A 13,395-nucleotide genomic window follows, 5' to 3' on the forward strand; every position below is an offset into this window, starting at 1 on the left:
ATGGAGGCAAACCGGATGTATGTATGTGTTTGTAACGCAATCAATGACCGTCAGGTAAAGCAGGCGATGAATGAAGGCATGTTGTCCGTGCGGGCATTGCGGCAGTATTTCGCCTATCCCGAGAAGTGCTGCGGCAAATGCAACCGCTGCCTGCGCGAGATGATCAACGAACATTTGGGGGAGTCGGTTGATGGATGCACTAGCCAGGATATGTGTGAAGAATGTCTGGCATAACCCAACCAAAACGCAGAAAAATATTTGTTTGCGCCAGAGAAAACCTGACGGAAAAGCAGTTTCTATTGGTTGACCTGTTGTATCGGGGGGAACCGCACTCGGCAATCGTGTTCCGCTATGAAGGCACGGTATTCGCCTACCTGAACCAGTGTGTCCACATGCCCCGACCGCTCACCTGCGAAAGGGATACGATTTTTGATGCGCAAGCAAACCTATTGCGTTGCTCCATGCATGGCATTGTCTATGATCCTCGTAACGGGGAATCCCTCAGCACGATGTGTCAGGGGGAGCGCCTTCAGGCGCTGAGGCTGGAAGAGGTCGATGGTGGGATTTTTATCCGTGATAAACGGGTTACACCGAGGTAACCGCCTTTGTCTTACATCACTTAGGTATCTGCATGGCGGCTTGGCTGTCAGTTTTGTAACCCTGGCCTGTCTTGCTTGCTTGCTGCTAAACTCCCCCACCTGTTTCCCAATTTTATGTAAACAATAACGATGAGCTTGCAAATTCCTGCCTTTGACCGGGCGCGCATCCTGGTAGTGGGTGACATCATGCTGGATCGCTACTGGTCTGGCCAAACCTCGCGTATTTCCCCTGAAGCCCCTGTTCCTGTCGTGCATGTCAAAGCCAATGAGGAACGCCCCGGCGGTGCGGCCAACGTGGCCTTGAATATTGCCAGCCTCGGTGGTCAAGCCATCTTGCTGGGCTATGTCGGTAATGACGAGGCCGGGCAGTCGCTGGCAAAAACCTTGCGGGCGCGTGGCGTGCAAACCCATTTCGTGACGCTGGATAACGCCCCGACGATCACCAAACTGCGCATCCTCAGCCGCCACCAGCAACTGATCCGGCTGGATTTTGAGGAGGGTTTTTCAGGGCAGGATCACAGCAGTTTGCAGGCCGGGTTCCGCAACCTGCTGACGGACGTGGATGTGGTGGTGCTGTCCGACTACCGCAAAGGCACGTTGGAACAGGCGCGGGAATTGATTGCCCTGGCGCGCGATGCAGGCAAGCCGGTAGTCGTTGACCCCAAAGCCAAAGATTTCGCCACCTATCACGGTGCCACTATCATTACCCCCAACCTGGCCGAATTCCGCGAAGCCGCAGGCGATTGGGTGGATGAAGCAGATCTGGTCAAACGCGGGCGAGAACTGCTGATCCGCTGCGAACTCGGCAACCTGCTGATTACCCGCAGTGAACACGGCATGACCCTGCTGCGCGGCGGCATGGAGCCTTACAACCTGCCCACCCGCGCCCGCGAAGTGTTTGATGTGACCGGGGCAGGCGATACGGTGGTGGCAGTATTGGCCGCCGGCATGGCTGCTGGTTTGCCGGTGGAACAGGCAATGGCGCTTGCCAACCTCGCCGCCGGTATCGTGGTCGGCAAAGTTGGCACAGCGACTGTCAGCGTTCCCGAGTTGCACAAGGCATTACAGCAGCACAAGGCGCAGGTCAAGGGCGTGGTCAGCGAGGAACAACTGCTGGCGGCAGTGCAGGAAGCCCGCGTCCACGGCGAACGGATTGTCATGACCAACGGCTGCTTCGACATCCTGCACGTTGGCCACGTCACTTATCTGGAAGAAGCGCGCAAGCTCGGCGACCGCCTGATCGTAGCGGTGAATACCGACGCATCGGTGCGCGAACTCAAAGGCCCGACCCGCCCGGTCAACACCATGGCCAACCGCATGAAAATGCTGGCGGCACTGTCCTGCGTCGACTGGGTAGTGGATTTCAGTGAAGATACGCCAGAACGCCTGATTTGTGCCGTCAAACCCGATCTGTTGGTAAAAGGCGGCGACAATGACCCGCAGAAGATCCCCGGCAACCGCTGCGTGTGGGATAACGGCGGCGATGTGGTGGTGCTGAGTTTCGTCGATGGCGTTTCCACCACCAGCACCATTGCGCGTATCCAGAACATGGAAAAAGAAGCCCGATGAAGGTTGATGTGCTGATCGTCGGCGGTGGCATTGCCGGGCTGTGGCTGCTGGCGGAATTGCGGGCGCAGGGCTTCAATGCACTGCTGGCGACCGATGAGTTGGGCAAGGGGCAGACCATCGCCTCCCAGGGCATCATCCACGGCGGCACCAAGTACGCCCTGACCGGCAAACTGACCCATGCGACCCTGGCGATTGGCGATATGCCACGCATCTGGCGGGCGGCCTTGAATGGCGAAGGCGCGGTCGATCTGAGCCGGGTCAGGATACTGGCGGAAGCGCAACTGCTGTGGACTTCCGGCGGGATTGGCTCGCGCATGACCGGCTTTTTCGCCAGCAAAGTGATGAAAAGCCGCATGGAAGCTTTGCCCCATGGCGATTACCCCGAATTGTTCCGTCACCCTGATTTCCATGGTGCTCTCTATCGGCTGGATGAGCCGGTGCTGGATGTACCGTCGTTGCTGGAAACCCTGCGCGAACAACTGGCAGATGGCTTGCTGCACGTGGATGCACAGCGTTCCGGCTTGCAGCAGGTGGGGAAGGAATACCGCTATGATGCTGTGCAGCCAGATGGTACTGAACTGGAAATCGAAGCAGGGCACATTGTCCTGACCGCAGGTGCAGGTAATGAGGCGTTGCTGGTTTCGGCTACGCTCAGCCAACGGGAATTCCCCACCATGCAACGCCGCCCTTTGCAAATGGTGCTGCTACGCGGCGACCTGCCGATGATCTACGCCCATGCGCTGGGTATGAGCGACAAGCCGCGCGCCACCATCACCTCGCACTGTGATGCGCAGGGCAGGGTAGTGTGGTACATCGGTGGGCAACCGGCGGAACAAGGCGTAGGCAAACCCGCAGCTGAGGTGATCACCGCGACCCGCGACGAACTGGCTGACCTGTTGCCATGGATGGATTTCAGCTCCATGGAATGGGCAACCTGGCATGTTGACCGCGCCGAAGGCGGCCAGCCGGATGGCCGCCGCCCGGATCAGCCCGTTTTCACCCGCATCGCCAATCTCACCGTAGCGTGGCCAACCAAACTGGCATTCGCGCCGATGTTGGCAAACCGTTTGCAATCGGAACTGGGCGTGGCAAAATCGGGCGCAGATCGGGCGGGTAGAAATCTACCAATGCCTCCGGTCGCAAAAACAGTCTGGGATTCACTGGTTTTCCGCAAACTTTGAATAGAACCATAACGGGCGAGTGCGCGTCACAGTCATAAGAAATTTGCCAAGAAACTCAACAAGGAGATTGTGTTATGTCAGTAAAAAACATCCCCGCGAACCGCGCGGTTGATTGGTACAAAGCAGGGTGGGACATGTTTTCCAAAGACATGGGAACATGGGCGTTGATGGCGCTGATCATGGGCGTTGGGGCAATTGTCCTCAGCGTATTGCCTATCATTGGTCAGATTGTCATGTTGCTGTTAATGCCATCGCTGGTGGCTGGCGGGTTGTATGCGGCGCAGCAATCCAAAGCGGGTAACCCGGTCAAGATTGAGCAGTTGTGGTCAGTGCTGATGAACCCGCAAAAGCGTAACCAGTTCCTGTTGCTGGGTGGCCTGCTGTTTGTGGCAGCGATTACCATTGCGGTGATCAGCGCGGCATTCATTGGCGACAACCTGTTGCGGGGTGCAACCGTTGGGGTCGGTGGTTTCGGTGTGGGCGGTTTGGTGTTCATGCTGGTGGTCGGGTTCGCTTCATTCGTCATTTTCAATTACACCCCAGCGCTGATGCTGTTCCGCGACATGCCGTTGGTGGATGCATTGAAAACCTGCGCCAAAACCGCCAGCACCCAGATTGCGCCATTGTTGGTGCTGTTCCTGATTTACGCCGTGCTGAGTTTTATTGGCTCGATTCCGTTCGGCTTGGGCTTGCTGGTAGTGATTCCGATGACCATCGGTGCCATTTATGTCAGCTATGAGGAAATCTTTGCCTGATGAAACGTCGGCCCGTCGCCAGCACCGGCATAGAAATCAGCCCGCTTGGTTTGGGTACGGTCAAGTTTGGGCGTAATCAGGGCGTCAAGTACCCGCAGGGGTTTGAGTTGCCATCGGACAGGGAAGTGCGCGAACTGCTGGCACTGGCCTTCGACTTCGGCATCAACCTGTTGGATACCGCCCCGGCCTATGGCTTGAGTGAGGAACGGATTGGCAAGTTGTTGCCTAATTCGCGTCACGACTGGGTGATCGAAACCAAAGTGGGGGAAACTTTCCGCGCTGGCGAATCCCGTTTCGACTTTACGGCAGCCGGGACGCGCAACAGCGTGGAAAACAGCCTGCGCCTGCTAAAAACCGATTACCTCGACATGGTGCTGATCCATTCCGATGGCGATGACGTGCGCATCCTGCGCGAGGAGGCGGCGCTGGATACCTTGCTGCAAATGCGCCAGGAAGGCTGGGTGCGCGCGGTTGGCATTTCCTCGAAAACGGTGGAAGGCGCTTTGCTGGCGTATGAACTGGGGTGTGATGTGGTGATGGCTGCGTACAACCCAGTGTACACCGATGAATTGCCGGTACTGGAAGCGGCTGCGGAACAGGGGCGCGCCGTGCTGGTCAAGAAGGCGTTCGCCAGCGGCCATCTGGATAAGCTGGGCGGGGCAAATCCGGTGGAACACGCCCTCGGTTTCATCTTCGGTCAGCCGGGGGCGACCAGCGTGGTGCTGGGGACGATCAACCCACAGCATTTGCGCGAGAATGTGGCAGTGGCGCTGGAGGTATTGGGCGCGTGAGTACCCACCGCTTCCTCTATACGCTGTTGATGTACCTGCTGTCGCCGCTATTTGTGCTGCGCTTGTTGTGGCGTAGTCGCGCCAACCCCGCCTACCGGCAACGGCTGGGTGAGCGGTTTGGTTGCGTGCCTGCTACCGGGCGACCCTGCATCTGGTTACATGCCGTGTCGGTGGGGGAAACCATCGCTGCCCGACCCCTGATTGAACGTTTGCTGGTGGAATATCCGCAGCATCCTTTGTTGGTGACGACCACGACGCCGACGGGTTCCGATACTGTCAGGCGGTTGTTCGGGGGGCGTGTGCTGCATTGCTATTTTCCGTATGACTTGCCGGATGCGCTGGCGCGTTTCCTGACACGGATGCAACCCCTGTTGCTGGTGGTGATGGAAACCGAAATTTGGCCGAACCTCTACGCCGCTTGCGCCCAACGGAATATTCCCCTGATGTTGGCCAATGCGCGCCTTTCCGGACGTTCCACCCGTGGTTATGCACGGCTTGCCTCGCTGGTAAGGGAAACGCTGGCCAACGCCAGTCTGATTGCTACCCGCGACCCGCAGGATTCCCAACACTTTCAGCAGCTTGGCGCAAAGCCGGAACAGGTGGAAGTATGCGGTAACATCAAGTTCGACTTGCAGGTTTCTTCTACAGTGGTGGAGCAGGGCAGGCAGTTGCGCAGCCAGTGGGGCAGTCAGCGTCAGGTATGCGTGGCCGCCAGCACGCATCAGGGTGAAGACGAGATTATCTTGCGGGTATTTGCCCGCTTGCGGGAACAATGTCCTGATCTGCTGCTGGTGGTTGTGCCGCGTCACCCGGAACGCTTTGATGCGGTCGCCACACTATGCGCCAACAGCGGTTTGCCGACCGTGCGGCGCAGTACGGGCAGCGCGTTTTCCCTGGATACCGCCATTATTGTGGGTGATAGCATGGGGGAAATGCTGTTGTGGTATGCTGCTGCCGATGTAGCCTTTATCGGTGGCAGTTTGGTTGCGCATGGTGGGCATAATCCGCTGGAAGCCGCTGCGTTTGGCGTGCCGGTGGTCAGCGGTGAGCATGTACACAACTTTGCCGATATTTTTCCACCGCTTTGTCAGGCAGGTGGCGCAGTGTTAGCTCAGGATGAAACCGGGTTGTATGCGCAGTTACAGGAATGGCTACAGGATGCTGCGGAACAGCAACAAGCTGGGCAGGCGGCAAAAACGTTTTTCCAACAGAATCAGAGGGCTGTGGATTGCCTGATTCAGGCTATAACAACATTGATGACAACATCACGAGGTTAGAGATGAAAGTATTGACTCCTTTGACGCTGGCGGCTGTGACCGCATTGATGCTGACGGCTTGCGGCGAAACCAAAACGGATACGGCAGCCAAACCGGAGGCAGCTGCGCCCGCCGGTCAGGAACAGAAAATTGCGCCCAGCGCACCACCACTGGCAACTGCGCCGGTCGCTGCTAACGGCGAACATCCGGGCAAGGCCATCCATGATGCCAATTGCATCAGTTGCCATGATTCCGGTGTTTATACCCGTGCTGACCACAAGATGACGGATTTCGCCATGCTGTCTGCGCAGGTGCGCCGTTGTGATGCCAATCTTGGTACCAAGCTGTTCGATGAGGACATGGACAAGGTGGCTGAATTCCTGAACGATACCTACTACAAATTCCCCAAGCCTTAGGTGATTTACCTCAAAGACATTACCCAAAAACAGGGCGAATCAGAATGTCCCATTTTGGTAAAGCAGCATTTCTTTCCAGCCTCGCCTCAACAGCCTCCATAGCTTTTTTGCTGAGGGTCACACCCTTCTCATAAACCTTGTGGCTGAATTCGACCATGGGGTTGATGCCTTTCCAGGTCATGGTTTTTGCCCATTCCAGCAGGGTTTCGGCATCCTTGAGCTGGGTGCCGTTCCAGTGTTGTTCCAGAATCCCCCAGCAGCGTTCAATCGGGTTGTACTTGCTGTGGTAAGGCGGGTAGTACAGCAGGTGGACTGTCTTACCGGTATGGTTGGCGAATTCCACCATGCGCTTGAGGAATTGCGTCCTGATCCCGCTGCTTTCCGGGCCATTGTCCGCTTTGATCTGGATGCACTGGCAGGCGTCCTTGTCAGCAGAAGGCATCTGTTCCCATACCCGGCACAGGGAATCCACGATGAAGTCACTGGTTTTGCTGGAACTGCCGAAGGTCAGGTAAACCTGCCCACTGTCCTCATCCAGTACGCCAAAAGGGATGTATTTCTCTTTGCAGCCCATCTCATGGTCAGCGGCTTTATTGTCACCCCGTGTTTTCCCGCCCCGTGAGTAGTCACCGATGTTGACGGTCGCCTTGCAGTCCATGCTCAGGCGTTTGACCGCCCCATCGGCAAACTGCCCATCGTTGGCCTGGATATTGGCGAAGATGGCGTCGGTTTCTGGAATTTTTTTTGCGGCTTGGCTTTCTCCACCTTGCGCAGGCGGTAGCCATTCCGGTTGAGTATCCGCGCCATGGTGCTGGGGGCGGGCACTTGTCCACCGCTGAAACCCATGGCCTGTAACTGCCGGATGGCTTCCGCCGCCGTCAGGCGGGTGTAGGCGATGCTGCTGCGGAATGTCGGGTCTTGCTGGCTATGTGCTTCCGCCAGCGCCAGCAAGGCGGCTGCCGCTTCCGGCTGGGTTTCCTCCCAGCGCTTCTGGCCACAATACGCCGCCTGCGCACCCACGCAAACCATGCCGCTGCGCTGTTCCTCCAAACCCAACTGCACCCCCTCCCGACCCCAGCCAAAACACCTTTCAGTCTGGCGGGCGTTGCCTGCACAATATTTCCGGCTCATGTCCGCCTGGAACGCACGGCGGGTGCTGCCAGACATTTTCGAGGCCGCCAGTTTCAGGTCGGCTATCTGGGATTCACTCAGGATCGGGTTAGCTGTTTGGGGTTCGGGGGGCATGGGGATAGGGACTCCGCTTGTCGATAAGACAAGTGTAGCCATTGCGGGGGAATCTTTCAGGGAAATCCCCTTAAAGCTCATGCCATATAGCGTTACAATCCTGAATACCCCGTGGCGTTTCCAGGTGGATGACGGTGAAACCGTGTTGCAGGCAGCCCTGCGGCAGGAAGTTCCGGTTCCCTGGGGTTGCGGGGGTGGGGTCTGTGGCGTGTGCATGGCGCAGATTGTTTCCGGGGAAGTTTGCTACCCCGACGGTGAGCCGTTGGCGCTGTTTGAGGAGGATGCTGAAGCGGGTAAACTGCTGCCCTGCGCCAGCGAACCGCGTTCCGACCTGGTGCTGGATGTGCCGGAAATGGGGGAAGACTGGGAGCCTTTGAAGGCGTTGTGAAGAGGGCGTATGTGATACGCCCCTACGGTTGCACGGCTTCCTTCCAGGGTTTGCCCTCAATCAGCAGGTCGCGGATGGCGGCGTTGCCCTGCCGGTCAACTGACAGCACCAACTCGCCCTTACGGTCGCGCACCTTGTCTTCCAGGCTTTGGGCGTATTCCTCCGGGATGTAGAAACGTTCTATGTCGGCAAGGAAATCCGCGCTGCTATCGCAACGCCCGCGGATGAACAGCCCACAGTCCTGCGGCAGGCTGCCCTGCGGATAGATGCCACGCATGGGGCGCAGGCACACGCTGGCTTCAGTTCTATGCTCGCCGCAACCGTTTTCCACCCCGTAATCCACCCGGTATTGTAGATAGTGACCGGATAGCAGGTCACGCGGGTCAAAGCCCGTAATCGGCAGCACCACTTCCTCACCATTGGCACGTTGTGCGCTTTTCAGGTAGGCGTTCAAGCCAAGGGAGAGGATGGGTAATGCCAGCGCCACGATCAGCAGGATACGCTTGTTCATGAGTGCAACCCCTTCGTCCACTGGCGCAGACGGTTTCGCCCCTTGTACCACAACCACGCCAGGTTGATGATCAGGCTGCCGGACACAATCAGGCCGATGCCGGTAGCAGCCAAGCCTCCCATGGCTTGGAAATAAAGGATGACAAAACGCAAACCGATCAGGAAAGTGACCAGGTTGAAGGCGCGCTGGTGGCCGGTATTGCCCGCATGGACGGCGTACAGGAACAAGATCAGTAAGGTCAGCAGCGGCGCGCGGATGTCGTCCGCCTGCCAGAAACTGACATCAGCATGGGTGGATGTACCAAACAGGGTATAGCGTTGCGCGCCGCTAAACAGCAGGTCGGGGTGATAGTACAGCAGCAGCAACCCTAACGCGCCCAATAGTAATAGCCGGTTCAGCAGCCGGTATTCCTGGTGCAGCAGGATACCTGCCGCCAGGATAGCTGCGGCTACATAAGCGGGTAAATACCAGAGGGTCTGGTAGTCATGCATTTCCCCACCGGAACGGGCGATGTCGACGAATGCCAGCGCAACCATGGCACTGAGCTGGAACCAGAAAAACAAGCTGTTGGCATAGCCATGAAGTTGTTTGACATACACGGCCAGATAATACAGCAAAGCCGCCAGCAGCGGGGTGAACAGCAAGGCGGCAGGCAGTTCCTCCATTCGGTGACTGAAATCATGGCTAGTCAGCGCGATCGTGCTCCAGACCACGCCGTGCAGGAACAGCGTCACCCAGAAAAGGCGCGTGAACAGGTTACGGGCAAACAGGCTGAGCAGGGAGGTGATGACGGCCCAGAACAGCAGGGCGTGATACCACTTGCCACCGATATGGTAAATCTGCGCGATCAGGCCGATGCTGGCGAGGCATAGCAGCATGAAACCAACCAATAGCACTTCAAACCATACGCCATGCTGGCGGTTGGGGTATTGCCAGTGAATGCCTATAGCCAGTAATCCCAACAGGGCAAAGTCTGCGCCCAGCTTGATGTTGTCGGGGATGTCCGCCCAGTTGGCCGCGATCAGGGAAATGACGCCCAGCCCGATGATGGCCGTACCGAGGATCATGAGGCTGTACAGCCACCAGTTGGAACGCTGGGGGTGTTCGGCCTCGAAGGCGAGGATGGCGGCTTGCTGGGCTGGGGTGATTAGTCCGGCTTGCAGCCACTGGTGCAACTTTTTTGTGTTGTTCATCTGTAGTAGTCCCGACTTGTAATTAACAGTTGCCGGTTTTGTAAAAGTATCTAATTGACTGAAATTCTATCGTTTTTGCGTAATAATTTGTGATGCTAGTCATATTCACATCAAAAAAATTTTGCTAGTTTAAATACCTCTTATTGGGGTGTGGTTCTGTGGTGTCGTTATGGTCAGGGGCTGGTTACTATGATAGTAAAGGTTTTTCTTCGGTGTATGTTGATCTTCTTTACTGTGATTTGTACACCGGTTTTGTCCTGGGCGGCGGATCCCTTGACTGATGAAGAAAAAATTGCAGCCATCCTGCCGATCATTTTTGGATTGTTGGATTCTAACCACGCCCCCTCCATCAGTGGCACACCCGGCACATCTGCCAATGTTGGGGGGGCATACAGTTTTACCCCGACAGCCAGTGATATGGATGCAGGTGACACCCTCACTTTCAGCATTACAAATAAGCCGACATGGGCGACGTTCGATACAACCACAGGTAAATTAAGCGGCTCGCCCACGGCAGCGGACGCCAGCACAACGACCAGCAATATCATCATCAGCGTGACGGATAACAAATCCGCCCCGGTCAGCCTGCCTGCATTCAGTATCAGCGTTGGCGCTGACACCGCCGTGCAGGATGCGCTGGCTTCCGGTAGTGCCGATGCGGTGACGACGGAAGAACTGCTGAGTGCCATGTCAGGCGTGCTTAATGGCTTTACTACGCAGTGTGAAGCAGCATTGAACACTCTCTACCCGAATGGTCTCGTGCCCAAAGCGGATGTGAACATCGGCATGTTGCAATCGCTAACGGATACCACGCCGGGCTGGATACCGTGGATTGTGGCAAACAATGCCGGTAGTCCCAAGGTATATGCCTATGTCAGGGAACTGCCCAATGGCACTCGCGTGGTTGCCAGCGGCATTCCATTATTCAGCCCGTCAGAAATGAAAGCCAACTTCAATGATGGTGCTGACAAGACTGCAATCCTCAATCTCCTCAAATGGCTGGCAGGAAGTAAAGGCAAGGATGTTAATGGGCAGTTAAAGTCTGATACTGATTTCCTGAATAGCCATCTGAACATTACCTACCACGGTGGTGCGGCTGATTGGGGGTATGGCGATTGGAATGGCCTGTTTAAACTTGACCAGTGGATTGGGGGTAATTTTAACCCCAGCACAGGTGTAACATTTGCAGCCAGCGGCCTGCCAGCAAACTGGACAAATACCAAAACCAATGCTTCGTGGAACGTTGTTGATCTGACCAAACTGGCTGATGCCAACCAGGATATTTTCATGTTGGGTGAAGCGACTGATGAGGCGATTGATACCGTACTGGCGCACGCAGCCAATGGTTCCCCCAAAGGTTTGTATGTGCAGTATTCTCCGCCAACCTATAACACCAAGGTTAATAGTCGCCTGGGCATCAAGAAAAGTGGTGCATGGTTCGGGGATGACCAGCTTGCCTACGGCGATTCCGTCAGTCTTGCATCACAATGTGCAATTGGCAGTACGCCAGCATTGATCGCACTGGTGCATAGTCTGGAAACCGGTTTGCCGGACTTCAATTACGAAGCGGGCGATTGTCTCAACAATATCGGAACGGTGAGCTGTGATCTCAACAAAGTGACGGATGCCGCTGGAAATAGCGTGGCGCAATTGTTCAATGATGGGGCTAGCGCTATACGTAGCCGTTTGTTGGAGTGGGACTCCAGCGGCATAGATGTGTTCTCATTGGGGTCTGAATACGACTTGTTCAAGCTGGCAGTGCTGGCAGGTGACAAGTACCGGGCCAATATCCAGTACCCGATGGACAAGATTGCGACGGACGATACGGCATTCTATCAGGCGCTGTTTGCGGACTTTACGGTGCATTATTCCCGTGAGGGGAATGCTTACCAGCCGGATATGGGTGACTTCACCGATGCCCAGGCGGCGCTGAATGCGGCTACTACCAAAACGGCAATCCGCACTTATACGCCGACTGTTTACGGGGAGTGGACCAGCACCGGGTTGTATGCTCCGCCGGGCAAGGTTATTACCGTGCGTCGCACGGATAGCAGTGATTCCGAAGTGAAATTCCGCTTCAATTTACTGCGCGAAAGTACCCGCCTGTGGAATGAAAATAAATACAGTCGTCCACGATACATGTCGAGTCCAGTCGTGACGCTGGAAAAGGGTCAGACCTACACCTTCTCCACCCCTTACGGTGGCTCGGTTTATCTGGGCTGGAATGGAGTAGAGAGCGGGGCAACGCCTTTCACGGTGGAAGTGACCGGTGTGCTGGATAATCCGCTGCTGGATGCGTTTGATGCGGTTTCCATCCAGAGTTTCCTCAATGATGTGTTACTGACGGATAGTGACTGGGTGGACATCAAAACACCGTATGCCGAGATCCATTCCCTTAAATCCTATGTCCTGAAATCATTTGATAGTCAGGATGGCACTACCGGCAACGGTTATACGCCGGAGGATGTACAGGCATACATTGAGGATCTGAATAACTATCTGATTGCAGGTAACTATGAGTATGCCGGCTTTACGGGTACAGGCTTGCAGCCGTTGAATGACGAGGCAAGCGGTTTTTGTGGCGAATTCAGCCTGAACAGCGTCGATTATCTGGAAGATGGTACTCTGAGGGAGCTGTGCACGGATGCTATCATTCACGCCAAACCCAGAATCCAGCATATCAACGCTGATATCAATGCCGCCTGTGGTGCTTTGTGTTCCGGCAATCCATTCGATTCCTATGCGCCGATTGACCCATTGGGCTGGGGTGAGAACCATGAAATGGGACACAACCTGCAACGTGGCCGTCTGAAGATTTATGACGGACGCAGCACAGAAGTTTCCAACAATATCTTCCCGCTGCACACCCAGTGGCGCTGGACTGTAGATCAGGGGCTGGATAAACATCCAACCCAGACAAGCCCGGCTAATCAGGAGGCATTTACGTTGTTGCAAAATGCCATTGCAGCTAACACGCCAGCGAATATCAATCACCCGTTGTGGTCTGGCAGCGGCACCTATGACAACGCTTTCCTGCGTTTGTCGTTCTATATGCAATTGGCATACACCCAGCAGTCGTGGGATCTGTACACCAAGTTGTACCTGATGGAGCGTATTTACACCGATGCCATCAAGTCTGATACCAAGTGGAGCGCTGTGAAAGACCTGCTTGGATTCGGCAGTTACCCGCGCGCGGATTCGGATGGTGTCAGTGGCAATGATGCGACCACCCTGAGCGGGAATGATTTCATGTACATCGCTGCCTCGAACATTGCCGGGAAGAATTACAGTGATTTCTTTGAGGCATGGGGTATCGAAGTCTCACAGATGGCGAAGGATCAGGTGGCAGCGTTGGGGATTACCACGCAGGTTCCGAAACTCTTCTACTACGTGCATGATGAACTGCCAGCCGTGATGCCAACCATGGCTGATACCATTCCGCTGGATGGAACGCGCACTTGGACGGTTCCAACAACACCATGATGAGAAAA

Annotated in this window: 12 protein-coding genes and 1 pseudogene; 10 read left to right on the plus strand and 3 right to left on the minus strand. The window is 55.8% G+C overall.

Annotated elements, in window-relative coordinates; all coding sequences use genetic code 11:
* Window positions 1–15: 15 nt before the first annotated feature.
* The 8 genes from THINI_RS19525 (at window position 16) to THINI_RS19560 (ending at window position 6,567) form a co-directional block, all read left to right on the plus strand.
* Window positions 16–234, plus strand: a complete 219-nt coding sequence (locus tag THINI_RS19525) for a (2Fe-2S)-binding protein (RefSeq protein ID WP_002710242.1) — start codon at window positions 16–18, stop codon at window positions 232–234.
* Entirely contained in the window at window positions 222–599 is a 378-nt protein-coding gene (locus THINI_RS19530; RefSeq protein ID WP_002710243.1) for a Rieske (2Fe-2S) protein, read from the plus strand. The genes THINI_RS19525 and THINI_RS19530 overlap by 13 nt, the downstream gene beginning before the upstream one ends.
* A gap of 129 nt (window positions 600–728) precedes the next feature.
* Entirely contained in the window at window positions 729–2,168 is a 1,440-nt protein-coding gene (gene hldE / locus THINI_RS19535) for a bifunctional D-glycero-beta-D-manno-heptose-7-phosphate kinase/D-glycero-beta-D-manno-heptose 1-phosphate adenylyltransferase HldE (RefSeq protein WP_002710244.1), read from the plus strand.
* A complete protein-coding gene (locus THINI_RS19540) occupies window positions 2,165–3,349 on the plus strand; it encodes an FAD-dependent oxidoreductase (RefSeq protein WP_002710245.1) in 1,185 nt (394 codons plus the stop codon). Before hldE ends, THINI_RS19540 begins: the two co-directional genes overlap by 4 nt.
* Before the next feature lie 74 nt (window positions 3,350–3,423).
* Window positions 3,424–4,104 carry a BPSS1780 family membrane protein gene (locus THINI_RS23800; protein WP_002710246.1) on the plus strand — a complete coding sequence of 227 codons (681 nt, stop codon included), beginning with the start codon at window positions 3,424–3,426 and terminating at the stop codon, window positions 4,102–4,104.
* Window positions 4,104–4,895 carry an aldo/keto reductase gene (locus tag THINI_RS19550; RefSeq protein WP_002710247.1) on the plus strand — a complete coding sequence of 264 codons (792 nt, stop codon included), beginning with the start codon at window positions 4,104–4,106 and terminating at the stop codon, window positions 4,893–4,895. Before THINI_RS23800 ends, THINI_RS19550 begins: the two co-directional genes overlap by 1 nt.
* Complete coding sequence (gene waaA / locus THINI_RS19555; RefSeq protein WP_002710248.1) at window positions 4,892–6,172, plus strand: lipid IV(A) 3-deoxy-D-manno-octulosonic acid transferase; 1,281 nt, start codon at window positions 4,892–4,894, stop codon at window positions 6,170–6,172. Before THINI_RS19550 ends, waaA begins: the two co-directional genes overlap by 4 nt.
* 2 nt (window positions 6,173–6,174) lie before the next feature.
* Window positions 6,175–6,567 (plus strand): hypothetical protein, encoded by a 393-nt coding sequence (locus THINI_RS19560; protein WP_002710249.1) that lies wholly within the window; start codon window positions 6,175–6,177, stop codon window positions 6,565–6,567.
* Window positions 6,568–6,586: 19 nt separating this feature from the next.
* Here THINI_RS19560 and THINI_RS27400 read toward each other — a convergent pair.
* Window positions 6,587–7,893: pseudogene (locus tag THINI_RS27400) on the minus strand (ISAzo13 family transposase).
* Here THINI_RS27400 and THINI_RS19570 point away from each other — a divergent pair.
* The gene (locus THINI_RS19570; RefSeq protein WP_002710250.1) at window positions 7,892–8,200 is read left to right on the plus strand and encodes a 2Fe-2S iron-sulfur cluster-binding protein; all 309 of its coding nucleotides are present in this window, start codon (window positions 7,892–7,894) and stop codon (window positions 8,198–8,200) included. The pseudogene THINI_RS27400 and the gene THINI_RS19570 sit on opposite strands and share 2 nt — an antisense overlap.
* Window positions 8,201–8,222: 22 nt before the next feature.
* On the opposite strand, the gene THINI_RS19575 is transcribed toward THINI_RS19570, so the two are convergent.
* Both THINI_RS19575 and THINI_RS19580 read right to left on the minus strand, forming a co-directional pair.
* Complete coding sequence (locus THINI_RS19575) at window positions 8,223–8,711, minus strand: GDYXXLXY domain-containing protein (RefSeq protein WP_002710251.1); 489 nt, start codon at window positions 8,709–8,711, stop codon at window positions 8,223–8,225.
* On the minus strand, window positions 8,708–9,904 hold the full coding sequence (locus THINI_RS19580) for a DUF2157 domain-containing protein (protein ID WP_002710252.1): 1,197 nt from the start codon (window positions 9,902–9,904) through the stop codon (window positions 8,708–8,710). Before THINI_RS19580 ends, THINI_RS19575 begins: the two co-directional genes overlap by 4 nt.
* 273 nt (window positions 9,905–10,177) lie before the next feature.
* On the opposite strand from THINI_RS19580, the gene THINI_RS19585 reads away from it, so the two are divergent.
* Window positions 10,178–13,387 (plus strand): ImpA family metalloprotease, encoded by a 3,210-nt coding sequence (locus THINI_RS19585; RefSeq protein ID WP_154724462.1) that lies wholly within the window; start codon window positions 10,178–10,180, stop codon window positions 13,385–13,387.
* The last annotated feature ends 8 nt before the right edge of the window (window positions 13,388–13,395 follow it).

It is taken from the genome of Thiothrix nivea DSM 5205, assembly GCF_000260135.1.
In the GTDB taxonomy this organism is placed as follows: domain Bacteria; phylum Pseudomonadota; class Gammaproteobacteria; order Thiotrichales; family Thiotrichaceae; genus Thiothrix; species Thiothrix nivea.

Coding starts and splice junctions, on each gene's coding strand:
- THINI_RS19570 (WP_002710250.1), top strand. CDS start 7,892: ATGCCATATAGCGTTACAATCCTGAATACCCCGTGGCGTTTCCAGGTG.
- THINI_RS19575 (WP_002710251.1), bottom strand. CDS start 8,711: ATGAACAAGCGTATCCTGCTGATCGTGGCGCTGGCATTACCCATCCTC.
- THINI_RS19580 (WP_002710252.1), bottom strand. CDS start 9,904: ATGAACAACACAAAAAAGTTGCACCAGTGGCTGCAAGCCGGACTAATC.
- THINI_RS19530 (WP_002710243.1), top strand. CDS start 222: ATGTCTGGCATAACCCAACCAAAACGCAGAAAAATATTTGTTTGCGCC.
- THINI_RS23800 (WP_002710246.1), top strand. CDS start 3,424: ATGTCAGTAAAAAACATCCCCGCGAACCGCGCGGTTGATTGGTACAAA.
- hldE (WP_002710244.1), top strand. CDS start 729: ATGAGCTTGCAAATTCCTGCCTTTGACCGGGCGCGCATCCTGGTAGTG.
- THINI_RS19560 (WP_002710249.1), top strand. CDS start 6,175: ATGAAAGTATTGACTCCTTTGACGCTGGCGGCTGTGACCGCATTGATG.
- THINI_RS19550 (WP_002710247.1), top strand. CDS start 4,104: ATGAAACGTCGGCCCGTCGCCAGCACCGGCATAGAAATCAGCCCGCTT.
- THINI_RS19525 (WP_002710242.1), top strand. CDS start 16: ATGTATGTATGTGTTTGTAACGCAATCAATGACCGTCAGGTAAAGCAG.
- THINI_RS19540 (WP_002710245.1), top strand. CDS start 2,165: ATGAAGGTTGATGTGCTGATCGTCGGCGGTGGCATTGCCGGGCTGTGG.